The organism is Acinetobacter sp. ANC_7503 (assembly GCF_056780035.1).
The window spans coordinates 39,435-58,742 of the sequence record NZ_JBWYJA010000005.1 but is presented as its reverse complement, the minus strand read 5'-3'; the positions used below and the strand labels follow the sequence as shown (position 1 = coordinate 58,742).

General features: G+C 39.6%; 18 protein-coding genes and 1 tRNA gene. 12 read left to right on the top strand and 7 right to left on the bottom strand.

Features of this window, described 5'->3' with window-relative positions; genetic code table 11:
* Positions 1 to 28 precede the first annotated feature (28 nt).
* The 3 genes from AC1M9M_RS07495 to AC1M9M_RS07485 are packed head-to-tail and all read right to left on the bottom strand — an operon-like array spanning position 29 to position 3,242.
* The gene (locus AC1M9M_RS07495) at positions 29 to 1,198 is read right to left on the bottom strand and encodes a restriction endonuclease subunit S (RefSeq protein ID WP_481596030.1); all 1,170 of its coding nucleotides are present in this window, start codon (positions 1,196 to 1,198) and stop codon (positions 29 to 31) included.
* Positions 1,195 to 1,695, bottom strand: a complete 501-nt coding sequence (locus AC1M9M_RS07490; RefSeq protein WP_481596029.1) for a hypothetical protein — start codon at positions 1,693 to 1,695, stop codon at positions 1,195 to 1,197. Before AC1M9M_RS07490 ends, AC1M9M_RS07495 begins: the two co-directional genes overlap by 4 nt.
* Positions 1,695 to 3,242: a type I restriction-modification system subunit M gene (locus AC1M9M_RS07485; protein ID WP_481596028.1), complete on the bottom strand. Its 1,548-nt coding sequence runs from the start codon at positions 3,240 to 3,242 to the stop codon at positions 1,695 to 1,697. The genes AC1M9M_RS07490 and AC1M9M_RS07485 overlap by 1 nt, the downstream gene beginning before the upstream one ends.
* Before the next feature lie 695 nt (positions 3,243 to 3,937).
* Between AC1M9M_RS07485 and AC1M9M_RS07480 the strand changes: the two genes are divergently transcribed.
* The 4 genes from AC1M9M_RS07480 (at position 3,938) to AC1M9M_RS07465 (ending at position 8,327) form a co-directional block, all read left to right on the top strand.
* Positions 3,938 to 4,630, top strand: coding sequence for a hypothetical protein (locus AC1M9M_RS07480; RefSeq protein WP_481596027.1), 693 nt, complete (start codon positions 3,938 to 3,940; stop codon positions 4,628 to 4,630).
* Between the two features lie 572 nt (positions 4,631 to 5,202).
* Positions 5,203 to 5,781: a LexA family protein gene (locus AC1M9M_RS07475; protein ID WP_481596026.1), complete on the top strand. Its 579-nt coding sequence runs from the start codon at positions 5,203 to 5,205 to the stop codon at positions 5,779 to 5,781.
* Between the two features lie 29 nt (positions 5,782 to 5,810).
* The gene (locus AC1M9M_RS07470) at positions 5,811 to 7,106 is read left to right on the top strand and encodes a Y-family DNA polymerase (protein WP_481596025.1); all 1,296 of its coding nucleotides are present in this window, start codon (positions 5,811 to 5,813) and stop codon (positions 7,104 to 7,106) included.
* 405 nt (positions 7,107 to 7,511) lie between these two features.
* Entirely contained in the window at positions 7,512 to 8,327 is an 816-nt protein-coding gene (locus tag AC1M9M_RS07465) for an HNH endonuclease (RefSeq protein ID WP_481596024.1), read from the top strand.
* A gap of 177 nt (positions 8,328 to 8,504) precedes the next feature.
* Here the strand turns inward: AC1M9M_RS07465 and AC1M9M_RS07460 are convergent, their stop codons facing one another.
* Positions 8,505 to 8,900, bottom strand: a complete 396-nt coding sequence (locus AC1M9M_RS07460; RefSeq protein ID WP_481596023.1) for a hypothetical protein — start codon at positions 8,898 to 8,900, stop codon at positions 8,505 to 8,507.
* Between the two features lie 212 nt (positions 8,901 to 9,112).
* Between AC1M9M_RS07460 and AC1M9M_RS07455 the strand changes: the two genes are divergently transcribed.
* Positions 9,113 to 9,376: a hypothetical protein gene (locus tag AC1M9M_RS07455; protein ID WP_481596022.1), complete on the top strand. Its 264-nt coding sequence runs from the start codon at positions 9,113 to 9,115 to the stop codon at positions 9,374 to 9,376.
* A 34-nt stretch (positions 9,377 to 9,410) separates the two neighbouring features.
* Here the strand turns inward: AC1M9M_RS07455 and AC1M9M_RS07450 are convergent, their stop codons facing one another.
* Positions 9,411 to 10,709: a tyrosine-type recombinase/integrase gene (locus AC1M9M_RS07450; RefSeq protein WP_481596021.1), complete on the bottom strand. Its 1,299-nt coding sequence runs from the start codon at positions 10,707 to 10,709 to the stop codon at positions 9,411 to 9,413.
* A gap of 187 nt (positions 10,710 to 10,896) precedes the next feature.
* Positions 10,897 to 10,983, bottom strand: a tRNA-Leu gene (locus tag AC1M9M_RS07445).
* Between the two features lie 182 nt (positions 10,984 to 11,165).
* On the opposite strand from AC1M9M_RS07445, the gene queA reads away from it, so the two are divergent.
* The 7 genes from queA (at position 11,166) to secF (ending at position 18,625) form a co-directional block, all read left to right on the top strand.
* Entirely contained in the window at positions 11,166 to 12,203 is a 1,038-nt protein-coding gene (gene queA / locus AC1M9M_RS07440; protein ID WP_180028870.1) for a tRNA preQ1(34) S-adenosylmethionine ribosyltransferase-isomerase QueA, read from the top strand.
* Between the two features lie 10 nt (positions 12,204 to 12,213).
* The gene (locus AC1M9M_RS07435; RefSeq protein WP_481596020.1) at positions 12,214 to 13,248 is read left to right on the top strand and encodes a hypothetical protein; all 1,035 of its coding nucleotides are present in this window, start codon (positions 12,214 to 12,216) and stop codon (positions 13,246 to 13,248) included.
* 18 nt (positions 13,249 to 13,266) lie between these two features.
* Positions 13,267 to 13,842: a LemA family protein gene (locus tag AC1M9M_RS07430; protein WP_481591688.1), complete on the top strand. Its 576-nt coding sequence runs from the start codon at positions 13,267 to 13,269 to the stop codon at positions 13,840 to 13,842.
* Between the two features lie 285 nt (positions 13,843 to 14,127).
* Positions 14,128 to 15,258 carry a tRNA guanosine(34) transglycosylase Tgt gene (gene tgt / locus AC1M9M_RS07425; protein WP_035265598.1) on the top strand — a complete coding sequence of 377 codons (1,131 nt, stop codon included), beginning with the start codon at positions 14,128 to 14,130 and terminating at the stop codon, positions 15,256 to 15,258.
* Between the two features lie 97 nt (positions 15,259 to 15,355).
* Positions 15,356 to 15,685: a preprotein translocase subunit YajC gene (yajC, locus tag AC1M9M_RS07420; RefSeq protein ID WP_035265599.1), complete on the top strand. Its 330-nt coding sequence runs from the start codon at positions 15,356 to 15,358 to the stop codon at positions 15,683 to 15,685.
* Positions 15,686 to 15,738: 53 nt separating this feature from the next.
* Positions 15,739 to 17,640, top strand: a complete 1,902-nt coding sequence (gene secD, locus AC1M9M_RS07415; RefSeq protein WP_481596019.1) for a protein translocase subunit SecD — start codon at positions 15,739 to 15,741, stop codon at positions 17,638 to 17,640.
* Between the two features lie 7 nt (positions 17,641 to 17,647).
* Positions 17,648 to 18,625: a protein translocase subunit SecF gene (gene secF, locus AC1M9M_RS07410; RefSeq protein WP_481596076.1), complete on the top strand. Its 978-nt coding sequence runs from the start codon at positions 17,648 to 17,650 to the stop codon at positions 18,623 to 18,625.
* A gap of 38 nt (positions 18,626 to 18,663) precedes the next feature.
* Here the strand turns inward: secF and AC1M9M_RS07405 are convergent, their stop codons facing one another.
* Positions 18,664 to 19,308: a 4'-phosphopantetheinyl transferase family protein gene (locus AC1M9M_RS07405; RefSeq protein ID WP_481596018.1), complete on the bottom strand. Its 645-nt coding sequence runs from the start codon at positions 19,306 to 19,308 to the stop codon at positions 18,664 to 18,666.

Genomic DNA, 19,308 nt, shown 5'->3' with positions numbered 1-19,308 from the left:
AAGCCAACAAATGACTTCACCTTAAATGTTATGCAACGTCTTCTGTTTGGTATTGAACTCTCACTTGACCACTCATGAGTTTAGGGAGTAGGGTATCTCTGAGGTTTTCGAGTGTTTGTATTTGCTCGACATTAGATATGAGTTTGTCATTTAATGGTTTAGCTACTCGTTCAAATCCAACAACAGCTTCATCACTTGGAATGATTACTTCAAGCTTCTCAAAATCACTCTTACTAATTGAACCGAACACTGTTCCTTCATCATTAAATTGTTTGATTTGAATCATTAAATGATTAAGTTTGTAGTAGGTATATGTATACCATTCAGGATTATCCGCATGCCTAAATGCAGCAACACCACGACCAATACAGCATTCGACTTTAGCCATGTTTTGAGCTCCAACGGGTGCTCTAACGCTAATAAGAGTATCTAAAGGGTAGGCAAATCTAGCTGGTTCCGTTGTATACACACGTTCTTTAGGGAATCTAAAACCAAAGTCTGCATTACCTTGGAACATCGGAGTTCCTACGCCATCTTCATTAAATGAAGAGCCACTTGGGGATTGCCCCATAGTAAAACTAAACTCATCCTTTAAGGTTGCTTGTTCCCAATCCTCTTTCGCTTCCTCAATAAACCATTGACGATACAGTGTTTCAGCCATGGCTTCTAAGGTCTTGTTCTGACGATGCAGTAAGTCAATCTTGTCATCTAATGATGAGAGGACTGAAGCTATGGCTTTTTGTTCAGGCAAGTTAGGGAAAGGAAATTCAATATCCTCAAATGTACCTAAGTTGATATTATCTTGTACTGAACCTTCACCAATATGCTTAAGCTGTTTTTGGAAGTGGGTCAGTGTGTAGTAGACAAAGTCTAAATCACTTTTTGAAGTATCTGGAATGAAGCCCAACACACTGTCAGGGAAACATGCATCAAAACCAAGAATCCCTAGTTCTGCAATATTAGCTGCAATGGTGATACACAATGTACCTTTTGGCCAGAGCTTACTCTGAGCTAAACCTGCTTCACTATAGGTGTTCTCAAATGTAGAGATGTATTTTCGTGCTTCTCTCACTTCACCCGTCTGTATAAATGGGTAAGGACCATTGAATAAATGGAATGCATAACGTGGACGATGACGTGATCTTCCTCGCTGCAATGTGCCTACTTCTCTTAACTTGTATGTTGACCACTCACTCATACAATCACCATTGCCAACAAGTTCTCATCTTTTTCACCATTCACAAAGTAGGTAAACTCAGGTTCATGGTTTGCAAAGTTGATGAAGCAACCTAATTTATACTGATAATTGTGGTGGTCACTTGTCATGGCTTGAAGCTTGCTGAAATCATTGAAGTCTGTACTTGAACCACGTTTACACTCGATCACAAGCAAGTTGTGGGTCGACGTTTTACGCTGATGCAAAATGATGTCAGGGCGTATGCCATGTTCATCAGCTTCTTCTTCACTAATTCTTTTATAAGTTAAAAGCTTTTTGTTTAATTCAACTTTGTTGTATTCGGTATCAAGTACAACGCCTTTAGGTAGATAATCTTTCACAAGTTCGTTGAAGTAAATTGCAAAACGGAATGCAACAGATTGTTCATTACCTTCTAAACTCATTAGATCACGATCTTGTATGTAGACCAGTTGTGCAGCTTTTTGAATGAAGGATGGTAATTCTCGAATTAGGTCCATTACACAATCACCTTAGCCAAGTTCTCAGCAATGGCTTGATTTAGCTTGGCTTCTTCCGCAAGCTGTGCCTCAAACTCTGCCTTAAGGCTAGTAAATCGTTCCTTAAAGTCGAACTCGTCTTCGTCATCAGCTAAACCAACATAACGACCTGGGGTGAGTACATAATCAAGCTCAGCCACTTTATCCAAAGTCACAGATGCACAGAAGCCAGCGACATCTTCGTACTCACCGTCGTTGTTACGCCAATTGTGGTAAGTGTCAGTGATCAGCTTAATGTCTTCATCAGACAACACCTTGGTTCTGCGGTTAATCAGGTGGCCAAGGTTACGAGCATCAATGAACAGAATCTCATTGCTACGATCTTTGTATTTGGTCGAACCAACACGATCACGTCTCATAAACCATAAGGCAGCAGGAATTTGAGTATTTAGGAACAGCTTAGCAGGCAGGTTCACAATACAGTCAATCACATTGGCTTCGGAAACCAAGGCTTTACGAATCTCACCTTCACCGCTTGTCTTAGAGGTTAAAGCACCTTTAGCAAGGACAACACCTGCCTGACCTTTAGGACTCATGTGATACAAGAAGTGTTGCATCCATGCGAAGTTGGCATTACCTGTAGGTGGTACTCCCAATGACCAACGAGCATCTTCCTTCAGTAAGTCACCACTCCAATCAGAGACGTTGAATGGTGGGTTGGCAATGATGTAATCTGCCTTAAGGTCTTTATGTGCATCGTTGAGGAATGAACCCTCAGAGTTCCATTTCACATGCTCTGAGTTAATGCCACGAATGGCTAAGTTCATCTTAGCGAGTCGCCAAGTCGTTTGGTTACTCTCTTGCCCATAGATTGAGATGTCATCGACTAAGCCCTGATGAGCCGATACGAACTTCTCAGACTGTACAAACATACCACCTGAACCACAGCAAGGATCAAACACACGTCCTTTGTATGGCTCAAGCATATTGACCAATAGACTCACAATGGATTTAGGCGTGTAGAACTGCCCACCCTGTTTGCCTTCAGCTAAAGCGAACTCACCAAGGAAGTACTCGAATACGTGCCCTAGAACGTCAGCAGAGCGAGATTTCGCATCACCTAGTGCAATGTTACCAATGAGGTCAATTAGCTCACCCAAGCTCGTAGGATCGAGATTCTGACGTGCATAAACCTTAGGAAGTACACCCTTCAATTGAGGGTTGTCATTCTCAATGGCTTCCATTGCATCATCGACAATCTTACCAATGGTCGGTTGTTTCGCTTGGTTAAGCAGGAATGACCAACGCGCATTCTCAGGAACGAAGAAGACGTTGTATGCAGTGTATTCATCACGGTCTTCTGGATCAGCTCCTGCGAATTCACCTTCGCCTTCTACAAGCAAATTGTAGTGAGCTTCAAAGGTATCGCTGATGTACTTTAAGAAGATCAAACCAAGGACGACATGCTTGTACTCTGCAGCATCAATGTTCTTACGAAGCTTATCTGCTGTTTTCCACAATACAACCTCTAATGGTTCTTGTTTGGTTTGCTTTGGAGCACGAGCCATAAATTCAACCTGTAATGAATAGCTTATCTAGTTTTAGTTAAGCCAATACTATCCAATTATGCGTGCGTGTGTAAGTACGTGCGTGACATGAATTGACGCTCTCTTTAATCTTGTTGTTAAGCATTACACAGGACTGCTTAAGTTGATTCACCATCCTCCGGCGTATTTCGCACTGCGTGCTGCATACTTGGAGGTGGCTACCAACTTAAGCAACGTGCTCTTATCTCAATGGATATAGGTAGGGTTAAGTTGTAGTTAAAACCATGTTATGGCTTTAACTACAACTTAACCAAGAACTAGGCAAGAGCTAGGAGAATTACATCCTTTAATGCGTCCCCATAACAAGGAGGAAACACGCAGTGTTTACGACGCTGTTAATGGGGTAAGCATTAAAGGTCATGATATGGGTAAGCTATAGTGGAATTACCATAAAAACAGATGTCATCCTATAGAACCTCCTTGTTGGAATTAAGCTATAGCACTAAGGATGAACTGTTAGCTCATAGGCTAAATATAGGTCAAACGATTTGCACTCTAGTACATAGAGTATGCAAGTGTGCGAGCTCCGCTCCCTGTGGCGGTGTCAAAGGTACTTTTGTGCCCTATATACTTATTTATGTCTTGTACCTATCTAATATTATCAAACAGATAGGTTGTTATTTTTTACTTCTAGAGCACTTTACTCTAGAGGTTAAGTGCGTTATTTGCACTTATCTCCTAAGGTTGAGATCCCCATGGTCAATTTAGCAAACACATTAATCGAAACTGTTTCATCAGAGCTAGTAGAGCTAAATGAAGGTGACTTATTTCAAGTAACACGCATCAAAGATCGTAAGTATAAAACCGCTCCATATTTTTGCATCGGCAAAAATGGTAGTGCAGCTTACTTAGATCCACTTACCAGACGTAAGATCTACACTGAAGGTTTAGATGTCACAGGAATCTTCCTGCAACTCTCCTCAACCGCTTTATCGCTGTTTTGGAAATTGGTATCGATCAGAGAAACCAAAACCAATGTAGTAAATCTTACACATTTTGCCTTGACTAACAGCGACAAAAATCGTTTAAAAAAACTTTTGAATGAACTATTGGATCATCAATTAGTTTGTCGAATCAAACGTGGGTATCTTTTGATTAATCCAAAAGCTATCATTCCTGAGTATAAATTCTATGAGGCTGTAGAATGCCGTTGGATTCAACTTGAGAAGGAACGTAATACCCAACCTTCAACTACTTCTTCACTATCAATTGATAGTTCATCGGAAGAGCTGACCCTCAGCTTATCGTCTGTAGGCGTCATGGATTCTCCGATTGAATTCGATAATGAATCGATTGAGGACAAAGAGTCTACAAACCAGTCCATCGAAAAATTAACCTTAACGCTCTAGAACAAGTATTCAAAATTGTATCGTTGCATATTAAATTAGGTAAGAATCCTTATCCTGATCACCCCCCGGGGGGGTACTTCCCCCTATGGGGTATAAAGTGTAAGTTACCTCCCCTCGTACTAAAATGAGCAATTTTCTCAAAACTTTTTACCCGCACTTAAATCCAATGGGCTCTGCAGATAAACTCTGTCATCTTTAACAAGAGACACAGTTATGGATCTCGGCAGAATACCTATGATGTCAATTCGATTAGACGTGTGAATACCTGATTCATTAAGGTACATCATGATTGCATCGTGAATTTCATTTTGGCTCAAACTGACATGAGTTGGAGTAATGTACATTGAAATTTTCTGTTAATTGAATTGTGGATTATCCCGATCCACCGCGCGGAGGGCGGCAGTTCAATTACTCACGTTTTGAGTACTAAGTTGACGAACTCGCGCTTTGATCACACAAGCATCACTTAACGACCTTCTTAAACCATTTATCGTAATTTCATTGCTTTACATAAACTCTCTCTCATAACATTTGATTGTGTTACATTTTCAATTTTAGGGGAGCATAAATTTATGGTGGGTCAATGGGGTGGAAATAGAGAAGGTGCTGGAAGAAAGCCTTTGTATGATGAACCAACTAAGGTTGTTCGAGTACCTGCATCTAGGGTGATTGAAATTAAGAATTACCTGGCTGGTTCAACCAAGACTAGATTTAATGATGTGGCTTCAATCACATTAGTTGAGCCAAGCTCTGTGATGAGTATTCCTTTGGCTTCAGAAAAGGTAGCTGCTGGCTTTCCCTCCCCCGCTCAGGACTATGTAGATAAGACCCTCGATATGAATGAACACCTCATCAAAAATGAGGCAGCAACATTCATTGTAAAAGTAGCTTCTCTTTCTATGAGAGATGCAGGTATCGACATAGATGATGAACTTGTAGTGGACCGCAGTATTGAAGCCAAACATGAAGACATTGTCATCGCTCTCATCGACAATGAGTTCACAGTAAAACGTCTTATGCTTGAAGACGATAAGCGTTGGCTTAAAGCAGAGAATCCTGAGTACTCAGACATCCATCTTAAAGACGGTCAAGAAATGATTATTTGGGGTGTAGTCACATATGTTTTGAAGCCATTCAGAAAGCGTAAGTAATTCAATAATTCTACATCTTGGTTTCATACATGGATTGTAAAAGTAAAGTCTATGCTCTTGTAGACATAAACAACTGCTATGTCAGTTGTGAAAGGATCTTTAACCCTAGCCTGAACAATAAGCCTGTCATTGTACTATCCAACAATGATGGCTGTGCTGTGGCTCGCTCCCAAGAAGCCAAAGACTTAGGGATTAAGATGGGAGTCCCACTCTTTCAGATCAAAGACATTGTAGAGAAGCATCATGTGCAAGTTCTCTCAAGTAACTATGCTCTGTATGCAGAGATGTCTAGAAGGTTTATGAAGCTCTTATCTGATTATGTTGCTCCTCAAGAACAAGAGATTTACTCAATTGATGAATGCTTTCTAGATCTTACCGCTCATACGGGGAACTACAATCTCACCGAATATGCTCAACAAATCAGAGAGCGTGTTTTCTCTTGGCTTGGTTTACCTGTATGTATTGGTATTGGCAGATCAAAGACTGAAGCCAAACTTGCAAACCATATCGCCAAGAAGAATGCTTACTTCAATAGTGTATGCAACTTGGTTTCAATGGACCCATGCTCAACTGAACTACTGTACCAATGTATAGAAGTGAATGAGATTTGGGGTGTTGGGCGTAGACATACTAAGAAGCTCAACAGCATGGGAATCCATTCTGTAATGGATTTTGTCTTGGCTTCGCCTCAATTGATCAAAGACCAATTTTCAATTGTCATGCAACGTACACTGATGGAGTTACATGGTACAGCATGTATTGAGCTTGAATACTCTCCACCTGCCAAGAAACAGATTGTAGCCAGCCGTTCATTTGGTCAAAGAATTTATGAGGCCGATGATCTTAAAGAAGCTATCACAAAGTATGTTATGGATGCTGTCAGTAGATTAAGAAACGAGAAATTACTATGTGGTTGTTTGATTGGTTTCGTCCAATCGAACCCTTTTGATACCTCTAAACCTTTCTACAACAAGTCACTATCCTTTGCCCTACCTGAACCCTCAGATGATCTGTTAGTACTCTCTAAGATCGCTACAGCAATGATTGATGAGCTCTATGCTAAAGATATTGCTTTCAAGAAATGTGGGGTAATTCTGACTTGCTTAGAGCCGAAAGCACATCATATCTACGACATGTTCACTGATATGAAACGAATTGAATTGAGTAATTGCTTATTGGATTCTCTTGAAGAAATTCATCAAAGGTATGGAAAATCTAAGCTTGGCTTAGGAGCCAGTCAAATGGCTAATCGTAACTGGAACATGTCTAGAGATAGATTGACTCAAAACTACTTTAAGTGGGATGAGCTACTCACTGTCAAATGACTAAGATTAATGGAGTGCTATGACAAAGCTGTCATTTAACTATTGGTTTGAGGTCTAATGATAGTGACAGTTCAAGTTAGTGTATGCTCTCAATCAACTATAGTTTTACGAAAGTCTCAGCACCTTGATATACCTCTCAAAATTAGGGTGAAGTTTTGAAATTACACTTTTTCAGATTTTAAGAAATTGATTTATTTGAAAAAAAATTGCTCTTTTGGCTAATTTCATTGGCAGCATCAAAAAATCTTGTAAACCAATCAACGATCAGCATAATCAGGCTCATAGCTACCTGACACATGTAGAGTCAATGAAACTTGGTTCTTCACCTTTCCAAGATTGTAGTAATTGATAAGAGTGCAATGTGTCCAATGATATTAACTTTTAATAATAAATGGCGTGAATCAAATGGCATTTTCTCCAAACGACCTGCAAGAACATTTAACCAACTATTATGGCTTTAAGCTTAAGCTCAAACCATCTGGTGAACCAAGTAATAAAAAGGTTCACAGATTACAACATCCTACCCTAGACTTCACTTTACACATACAGGATAAAGACTACACACAAGCTAATTTCGCTCTACCATTCATCCCAAAATATACTACTAAAATCAATGAATGCTTATCGATTAAAGGAGTATCCGGTGGTTATGATTCAAATCGATCATGCTTCCAAGGTTATCCAGATAAAGAACCACTCAAGCCAACCACTCAAAAACAGGCTCTTTGCTTCACAATACATGATAGAGATGCTCTACCTCAGTTCATGAAGCTGATGTTTGCTTTAGAGCCCACTAAAGACATACAAGCAAGTATTGATGATCTTCCTCTAACTCAAACTGAAAAAGAAGCGTTAGTTAAACTTCGCCTGGGACAAGGTAAATTCCGCGAGAAGTTACTTGAATACTGGGATGGTAGTTGTGCCGTTACAGGCTGCACATTAAAAGCTCTACTAGTATCTTCTCACATTAAGCCTTGGAGTATAGATAAGGATGCTCGATTAGATCCTTTTAATGGGTTGCTACTTTCTCCCACGTTAGATCGAGCCTTCGATCAAAGATTAATTAGCTTTAATGATGATAGGTCTATCATATTAAGCCCTGTATTAACGAATATTGATCTTGAGTTATTACATTTGAGCTCCGACCTAAAACTACGAAAGCTAGATAAAAGACACCTACCTTATCTAGCATGGCATAGAGCCAACTTAGTAAAAGAGTAACAGACCTGGAATCAAATCATAATTAAGACCTTACCAATCAAATCTGAAAACTTATTTAACTCCCACCTCAAATAAGTAACCAGACTGATTGGTAAAGTCAGTGGTTTTAACAAAGGAACTCTCTATTATTCTTATAATCAAGAGACTCGCTCAAGGCACCGGAGGTGCCTACTAGTTTCACAAGATGTAATAGACATTGCTTACATAAGTACCCATTCTCTTCTTTCCCTGTTTAATGCTCTTATTAAAAATCAACATCTCTAACCGATCTCTTATAATGGCAGGACTAAGCTCGCTACTTAGGCTTAGATAGTCGTAAAGCTCTTTAGTAGTAACACCACCTAACCCTTTTGATGCAATAAATGATTTAATATGTTCTAACTCTTTAACAATTTGATATAGCGGATGACGGTATTTTTCAAAAATTGATAAGTCGTGTCCATCCTGCTTTGGCTCAATAATGGCTAACTCCTTGAGAAGTTGTAGCAGTAGCTGAATTGTCTTTTGGGGATCTGTTTTCATCCCCTTTTCAAGCAATTCTTTGATAATTTGTAGAATAGTTTGCTGTGACATGTTGAGCTCCACTCATTTTGAATGGACTCGAAATTACACTTAAGAAACAGGTCATGTCAAACCATTTTATAATTAAAAAACAATAAGTTAGTCAGCGCTGACTGATCTATTTCTTCAAATAAGTACGTACTTACGTACGTATATGAAATTTGGTACAAACCCTTTATAGCCTTTAAAATATACGTATCTTTTAACAGACAAGGAAAGTCGATATGCAACCAATATCTGAAGATACTGTCATACTTAACACCATAGCTAACTGTGTGGATAAGGCTAGTTCTATAGGGCCTTTTCGCACTGAGGATGCAAAATCCACGTTCTATGTTGAACCAAAGATGCATCGCAAATTAGAGGTAATTTGTGAATACACAGGTCTTACAAAGCAAGAGATCTACTCTAAAGCTTTAGGCAATTACCTTCGTGTTGGCTATCTTAACGATATAGACATAAGTCAATTTAAAAACGACTTAATCTAATGAAAAAGCTCCCAAGGATGGGAGCTTTTTTCATTTAAGCATTCTCATTTAGTGACTGCGTATAAGCATAATCATAAGGTGATACATATCCCTTGGCTTCAATATCCACTAGGTATTGACTCCACCACTGCATCATTCGCTTGCGCTCATAGAGATACTCTGCAACATGGGTATAAGCACCTACCACATCATTGCGCTCCTGATGGCTCATCTGCTTCTCAATCGCATCTCTTTGGAACAAGCCACACTCACCCAAGGCTGACCGTGCCATCGCCCTAAAACCATGAAAACAGATGTCCTTTTTGGTGTCATATCCCATACGTCGTAAAGCAACATTAAAGGTATTCTCACTCAAGAAGACGGTGCTGCTAAAAGGACTTGGAAAAACCAATTCAGAGTTTCCTCCTAGCTTCGTTACCTGATTCAACAAAGCAATAGCTTGATCAGATAAAGGCACAATATGTGGTTCTTTCATCTTAGCTCCACGGTCAGAATGTTTAATCCCATTTACTTGGTTTCGCTTTGCAGGCAATACCCATTGTTGTTTATTGAAATCAATCTCATTCCAACGAGCAAATCGTAATTCAGATGAGCGAATGAAAATATGTAAGCCAAGCTCCATACATAGCTTTGTCAATTCATCCCCTGAATCAGCTCTGATGCGCCGTATCAGCTCAGGTAATCGGTGTAGTGGTAATGCAGGTCTATGATTCTTAGGAGCTGAGAGATCAAGACTCTCCATCTCTCTTGCATGGTTTACTTCAATTAAACCGTATTGCACTGCATAGCTAAAGATGAGAATGAGGTCCGCTCTAATTCGTTGAGCATTATCAGCACTCTTTTCATAGATATGGTTTAGCACTTTACGAAGATGCTTGGGACGAAGATCATCAATTGGGTAATGGCCTAACATTGGGAATAGATGATTTTCTAGTTTACGAATGCGCTTATGCTTTGTATGTTCTTCTAATGGTTTGCGCTTGGCATATTGTTCAAGCCATTCTCTTGCAACAGATTCAAGAGAGTACTTTACCTTATCAACCTTGTATTCACCTCTCCCAAGAACCTCATCAACCTCTTTACCTAAAGCGATTGATCGTCTGTATTCAGCACCCTTCTCTCGAGCTCGAGCCAATGGTACTTCAGGAAATGTTCCTAACTTGATCTTGTGAGTTTTACCAAAATCATCTCGCAGACGAAGAATCCAAGTTCTTGTACCAGAAGGACGTACTACAAGATAAAGACCATCTCCATCAAAGAGACTGTATTCTTTGTCTGTTGGTTTAGCTCGTTCAACTTGTCTTGCCGTTAAAGGTTTTGTAATTTTAGCCATCTGATTTCCACCATGAAAAACAAGGGAAAATCAGGTACTCATTTAGGGACTTATTTGCCAGAATGACCACCTGAAATCAGGCTAATGAAGTCATTAAGTTTTGAACGAATGGTTAACGCAGATTATTGATTTTAGACAATAAAAAAAGGCTCTAAGTCTTAATGTGCTTAGAGCCTTTTTAGGTAACTGGTCCCGAGGGTCGGACTCGAACCGACACGTCATCTCTGACAGCGGATTTTGAGTCCGCCGCGTCTACCAATTTCACCACCTCGGGAAAGGTTGTGTTCGGTATAATATCGTTTTTCTTTTCTTTGTCAATGCAAAACCTGACTCAAGCGCCTATTTTTAAATCAATAGCATGCATTATGCTTTTTTAACCACCAAACTCAACTCGAACTAGGCAAAAAAAGCATATACTAATGCCAAAATTTTTGCTGATTCCATTTTTATATTCTTATGCAACTTTCTGATTTTAACTTTGAACTCCCTGACGAACTTATTGCCCGTTACCCTCTTGAAGAGCGAAGCGCTTCTCGCTTACTTCATCTTAAAGCCGATGGTCAATATGACGATCACCAATTTACCGATATTTTAGACCTGTTTAATGAAGGTGATTTATTAGTTCTCAATGATACTAAGGTAATGAAAGCTCGCTTGAAAGGTAAGCGTGCTTCGGGTGGTGCGATTGAGGTTCTGGTTGAAAGAATGCTTGATCAATTTATTGCTCATTGCCATATCAAAGCAAGTAACTCACCAAAACCAGGTGCTGAGCTTTTTGTCGGATCAGATGAGGTTAAAGTTACGGTTCAAGGGCGCCATGAAAATCTCTATGTGGTGGAATTTTCCAAACCAATCTTAGATGTATTGGATCAGTATGGTGCATTGCCTATTCCACCTTACTTCAACCGAGAAGCAGAAGATATTGATACTGTTCGTTATCAAACCGTATTTAATGATCCTACAAAAATTGCTAGCGTTGCTGCTCCAACGGCGTCTCTACATTTTGATGAACAACTATTAAAAAAACTTGAAGATAAAGGTGTAAACAAGACATTTGTCACCTTACATGTGGGTGCAGGTACCTTCTTACCAGTACGCACCACTGATATCGAAAATCACATCATGCACAGTGAATGGTGCCAAGTCAGCGATGAAGCTATGGCGTTGATTAAGGCGACTAAAGATCGAGGCAATAAAGTGATTGCCGTCGGAACGACTGCAACACGGGCAACTGAAAGTGCGGCTCAAGCCAATGATGGCCAACTGAAGGGCTGGACTGGTGATACTCAGATTTTTATTTATCCTGGTTATGAATTTAAAGTAGTAGATCGCTTAATTACTAACTTCCACCTTCCAGAATCAACATTATTAATGCTTGTCTCAGCCCTGTCCAATCGTGATTATATTTTGAATGCGTATCAACATGCTGTAAAAGAACGCTATCGTTTCTTTAGTTATGGTGACGCAATGTTGATTGACCAAGCAAAAGATTAGGATCTGATCTATGCCGATTGATTCTGTTCAGCAACTGCTTCACCTTCGCACCCGAAAGAACAAGCAAATTATGGCCAGTGTTGATCGGCTTTGGGCTCTTGGACGTTCTGCTCAACATTCTGATGACATCCTGCAAGGATTACATCCATGGGGATCGAATACCCAACTCTTTTTTCACAATGGCATACCTAAATTTTTAGTTACGCTTGCCATCATATTCAGTGTTTTTTCGCTCTTTCCTATTTTTGACACATTAAAATGGATGGCATATAGCGCATCGGCGATACTTATCCTGATTGCATATATAATTTATGAACCGAATAAACCTATTCATGAAGTGATTTCATTTCTTGAAGAACGAATGATTGGTTTTAAATTCGGTATAGAAGCTTATTCAACGCCATCACACCTTGGAACAAATAGACATAACACCTTGATCATAAGTCAGCTAAGGCAAAAATTTCCTTTGTTTAACCAAGGTAACCATGCCAATGATATTTTAAAGTTTGCCTCCACCACGTGGAAAAACGCGCAAAATCAAGATTTTCCTGTTATGCTTTTTCATTACCGATTTATTGATGAAATCAATCTGCCTGAGCAAAACAAAACACCACAAAAATTAAAAAAAATTGAACGTCATCATTGGGGCGTATTTGTATTTGATATATCACCACTAGGATTAGCGACAACCAGTAGAAAGAAAGAGTTCACAGCACCATATACAGAGCACTGGGAGAGCAGCGATTTAGAGCTACGTAAAAAAGTTCAGATTTACGGTACAGACCGCTTACAACTCGCAAAGATCATGACGCCATCAACCACACTCAAACTAATTGAATTTTATCGACTTCACCAGGGCGACTTAATTTTCCACCCTCATGACCAAATCATGTGCTATTTGGGAGAGCGCGATTTATTTGAAGTCACGCACAAGCTTGAAATCAAAGACATTAAAAATATATCCGCTTTGCGCGGTTACTTAAGAACATTAACCATGCCAAATTATCAACAACTCAAACAGAGCATGCTAAACTTAGTTGCATAATAACGATCATATTAGGTAATGCGTGTGGGCTTATTCATTTTTCTTTCCATCTTTGTTTTGATTATTGTTTGGGGAATATGGGTTCGAAATAATATCGTTAGATATTTGAATGCTTCTCAGCGTGCTTGGTCAGATGTCGCAAATTTTGAACGTCAGAAAATTAAAACATTAGAGCATCTTGAGCAAAATTTATCTCAATACACTGAGTTTGAAAAATCAACATTAGAAAATATCACAGCCTTACGCCAACAAATCCTAAATCTCAATACACAATCAACTGATGTAGCTCAGCTTCAGCATATTGAAGCGCTAAGTCAGTCGTTAATGAAAAGTTTAAATGTGGTTGTTGAGAATTATCCAGATCTCAAAGCTGATCAGCTTTACAACCAAATGATGCATGACATTCAAGAGCAAAATGAAAATGTCAGTGCTGCAATTTCAATATTCAATCGAAATGTCGAAGAGTTTAATAACTTGATTCAAATTTTTCCAAATAACTTAATCAACAGTATCAGCCTCGCAAAGAAACCTATTCGCCCATTTACAGATCATCAAGCTCAACAAAATTTTGATTATCGCCCTAATTTCAAATAAGGATTCCACCTTAAAAAGTGGCAATATCTTAGAGAATCACGTTGTTTATCCATTACGATTTATTCATATTAAGATATGCTAAAAACTGTATAGCTGGGCGAAAAATAAGCAGATATCTTCATTGTTTAGCAAGATCATGAATCTCTTGTAATTTTTCATAAACAAAAATCCAAGTCGTTAAGAATAATGTAATTTTTCTAGCATAAACTGCGCGAATCTAGGAAAATAGAGCGCTTTATCGCTATCAATCAGCGAACTGTTTTTTCGCCTCGATTTGGACAATTTATGAAGTTTGAAAAATTAGGTCAGTCTGGTCGCGCTCGACGCGGACGCTTAACCTTGGAACATGGTGTCGTTGAAACACCGATGTTTATGCCTGTCGGAACTTACGGTACTGTTAAAGGCATGCTCCCACGTGATATTGAAGAAATTAAATCACAGGTCATTTTAGGAAATACCTTTCATTTATATCTACGCCCTGGTCTAGATGTCATTCGTGAGCACGGTGGTCTACATGGTTTTATGAAATGGAATAAACCAATTTTGACTGACTCTGGTGGCTTCCAAGTATTTAGCTTAGGCGCAATGCGTAGTATCAAAGAAGACGGCGTAACATTCCGCTCTCCAATTGATGGCTCTAAAGTCTTTCTTTCTCCTGAAATTTCGATGGATATTCAACATACATTGAATTCAGATATCGTGATGATTTTTGATGAATGTACACCCTATCCAGCGACTCACGAAGAAGCTCAGAAATCTCTACAACTTTCATTGCGTTGGGCAAAGCGTTGTAAGACTCAACATCATGATGTGTTAAAAAACCGCAATGCTCTGTTTGGTATTATTCAAGGCGGCATGTATGAAGACCTCCGCCAAGAATCACTAAATGGATTAAAAGAAATCGGTTTTGATGGTTATGCGATTGGCGGTCTTTCTGTAGGCGAGCCAAAAGAAGAGATGATCAAGGTCCTTGATTATCTTCCAGAGCAAATGCCTGCGGATAAACCACGTTATTTAATGGGTGTTGGCAAACCAGAAGACATCGTTGAAGCTGTTCGTCGTGGTGTAGACATGTTTGATTGTGTAATGCCAACTCGTAACGCACGTAATGGACATTATTTTGTTACGGACGGTTTAGTGCGTATACGAAATGCGAAATACCGCCATGATCAAAGCCCACTTGATCCGCATTGCGATTGTTACACCTGTACCAACTTTACCCGTTCGTATCTATACCATTTAGAAAAATGTGGTGAGATGCTTGCATCAATGCTTGGCACAATCCATAACCTTCGTTATTACTTGCGTTTAGCAGAAATGATGCGTGATGCATTAGATAACGGAACATTTGATGATTTTGTTCACGATTTTTATGCACGCCGTGGGCTTGAAGTACCTCCTTGTCCGCAAGATTAATACATCAGTATTTGCGCTGAGCAAAAAGACAATGTAAATTGCTGAACAAGCCGATTTTTTATCATCTTTTTTGATATTTTTAGTTTAGGAAAATGAAATGAGCCTTTTTATTTCGACTGCACACGCAGCTGGTGAAGCTGCACAACAACCAAGCTTAGTTGCTAACTTATTGATGATTGCAGTATTCATTGCAATTTTCTACTTCTTAATTTGGCGCCCTCAAGCAAAACGTGCGAAAGAACATCGCACTTTGGTTGAGAGCTTAGGCGTTGGCAGCGAAATCGTTTTTGCAGGCGGTTTAATGGGCCGTATTACTAAACTCGAAGGTGATTTCGCTGTGGTTGAATTAAACCGTGGCAACGAAGTTAAAATTCAGCGTGCAAGTGTGATTTCAGTATTACCTGAAGGCACTCTAAATAACCTTTAATTATAAAATAGTCGTGCAGCTGCACGACTTTTTTCATTTTAAGAAGAAAGCGAATGCGTTACCCAGCATGGAAATATTTACTCATTCTAGTTGTACTAGTCGTGAGTACATTATATGCCCTGCCAAGTTTGTATCCTGATGAACCAGCTGTCCAAATTTCTGGTGCAAAAGCTGGTTCTGTCATTGATGACACAGTGATTCAAAAAGCAGAGCAACTATTAAAAAGCAACAATATCCAATCCCACAATAACAGCTTTACTCAAAATGCTGCCCTTCTACGTTTAGACAGTTCTGAAGCCCAATTAAAAGCAAAAGATATCCTACGTGAAGGTCTGGGTGAAAACTATGTTGTTGCATTAAACCTCGCGCCAACAACACCTGAATGGTTACAGAAAATCGGTGCACGACCAATGAAACTTGGTCTTGATTTGCGTGGTGGTGTCCACTTCCTCCTTGAGGTGGATATGGACAAAGCGATTGCGCAGCGCATGGAAACATCGGCTGCTGATTTGCGACGCGAATTCCGTGAGAACAAGATCAAATTCAATAGTCTTTCATTGAATAACAATGCGATCACTGTTCAATTTGCTAACAATGAAGATCGTGCAGCAGCGATGGATCAACTTCGTCGTAACGGCAATAAATATACTCAACAAGCACTTGCAACTGAAAATGGTGCCAGTCTTCGTTTAACCTATACAGATACCACAAAGCAAGAAATTCAGTCGTATGCGTTAGATCAAAACTTAACAACACTTCGTAATCGTATTAATGAACTTGGTGTTGCAGAAGCATTGGTTCAAACCCAAGGTAGCAACCGTATTGTGGTTGAATTACCAGGTGTCCAAGACACAGCTGAAGCAAAACGTATCTTAGGTCGTACAGCAAACTTAGAATTCCGTTTGGTGTCTGATCTAAATGATCAATATATTGATCCTTATTCAGGGAAATATAATGGTCAACCCTTACCTCCAGGGACAGAAGTATTCGCCTATGAATCTTTAGACAGTGGTCGTGAACTTTTACTTAACCGTAATCGTATTCTGACGGGTGAGCGTGTACAAAATGCTTCTTCAGGCTTTGGACAAGATAGTGGTACAGCAGAAGTTAACATTACCCTTGATAATGCAGGTGGTAAGTTAATGTCAGATGCGACTCGTAGCGCTGTTGGTAAGCGTATGGCGGTACTGTTCATTGAGAATAAACAACGTATCAGTTACGTTGAAGATCCTGAAACAGGTGCACAAACTGAAGTACGCACACCATATACTGAATCTTTCGTCATTAATGCAGCAAATATTCAAGCAGTACTGGGTTCACAGTTCCGTATTACTGGTTTAGATTCACCCCAAGAAGCAGCTGAGCTAGCTTTAATGCTTCGTGCAGGTGCGCTCGCTGCGCCAATGTACTTTGTTGAAGAGCGTGTTATCGGTCCAAGCTTAGGTCAAGAAAACATCGATAAGGGTGTACTATCCACTCAAATTGGATTCATCTTGGTCGCAATTTGGATGGTGGTATTCTTCCGCTTATTCGGTGTTATTGCGAACTTCGCTCTAGTATTCAACTTAGCAATGATCTTGACGGTTATGTCTTGGATCGGTGCTTCATTAACGCTGCCAGGTATTGCAGGTATCGTTATTACCATCGGTATGGCGGTGGATGCAAACGTTCTAATTTGCGAGCGAATACGCGAGGAAATCAAATGGGGAGCATCGCCTAAACAGGCGATTGTTGCAGGTTATGATCGAGCTTATAACACCATCTTTGACTCGAACTTAACCACATTCCTTGTTGCATTTATCCTCTTTGCCATTGGTACTGGTCCGATCAAAGGATTTGCCGTGACACTCATGATTGGTATTGTTTGCTCGATGTTTACTGCGATTACAGTAACCCGTGCAATTGTACAGATCATTTACGGTAAAAAACGTAACTTGAAAAAGTTGAGCATTTAGGAGATCTATCATGACTGAAAATACTCAACTCGAATCAAAACAATACGGCCGTCCAGACAACGAACGCGTAATTCCTTTCATGAAGATTGCAAAGCCAGCAGCTTGGCTTTCAATCATCCTGACTATTGCAAGTATCTTCTTTATCGCGACTAAAGGTCTGAATTTAGGATTAGACTTTACTGGCGGTGTTGCAGCTGAACTGAATTATGCCAATCCTGTAAAACCCTCTGAAGTGACGCAAGCATTAAGTGATGCGGGTTTTAATGATGCTGTTGTTCAAACCTTAGGTTCTGAACGAGATTTAATGGTTCGTATGCCCGTACAAGAAGATATTGAAGCGGAAGATCTAACCAAATCAATTACCACCGCAGTTCAATTAGACAATAATACCGTGACTGTACCTAAGGTAGATGTTGTTGGTGGTCAAGTCGGAAACGAACTTTACATTAAATCAGCAGGTGCTGTGGCTTTGGCTCTGATTATCATGCTGATTTATGTGACGATTCGCTTCGAATTCAAGTTGGCAATGGGTGCAGTTCTATCGCTATTTCACGATATTATCGTGACTCTTGGTATTTTTGCATTGATGCAGTGGCCATTTGACCTAACCGTTTTAGCTGCTCTTCTAGCGATTATTGGTTTCTCATTAAACGATAATATTGTTGTCTCGGATCGTATTCGTGAGAACTTCCGTAAAATTCGTGGGGCAGAACCTCTTGAGATCATCAATATTGCATTGACTGAAACCTTACGTCGTACCATCCACACTTCGATGACGCTATTGCTTGTGGTCGTTGCTATGATGATCATGGGCGGCGATGGTTTGAAATGGTTCTCGATTGCAATGTTTGTCGGTGTTTTTGTCGGAACATATTCTTCGATTTATATCGGTACTGCATTTGCATTGTGGCGTGGTCTGAACCGCCAAGACTTTATTGTTCAAGTAAAACCTGAATTTGAAGAGGAAGAAGAAATTCCTCAATAAACATTCAATACAAAAAGCCCATCAAATGATGGGCTTTTTTAATGTTGAGTGATTTGAATTTGAGGAATTGCAAAACCACGGCAAGAGTATTCACTTCGCCATGCGACTGTCAGCATACAATCCATGATTTCAAAATTCTGATAAGCAAATACCCCTAAGACTGGATGCTCACAAACCCCACCCATGTGTGTGGTATGGGCATTGGTATTCAACTCATTTAAGCTCATACGGATTCCCATCCCATGTGCCTTCAAAATTGCTTCCTTAATGGTCCAGACTTTAAACCAATAGCGAGAATCAAAATCCAATTCTGCCCATATCGCATATTCCAGTGGATGAAATGCATGTTTGGCTAAAGCTTCGAATCGAATTGATCGATTCAGCTCCTCAATATCCACACCCAAATCTCGAATATGATGTGATGTAACTAAAGCATAATAATGTTGACTATGACTATGGTTAAACTCAAAGTTTGAGATTTTTTTCAAAAAAGGTTTTCCATCTTTCGTTTGGTCAATATCCTCATTTTTTATTGTTCTGTTTAATTTACTTCCTAGTAAGCTGTTGCGATATTGGTAAATCATTTTTTTTCTAAGACTAATTTCTTCTGTGCGTGTGAGATTTTCAGGAACTTGAAAAAAAGAAGAAATTTTTGAAATATCAATTTGAATATGACGGGTCAT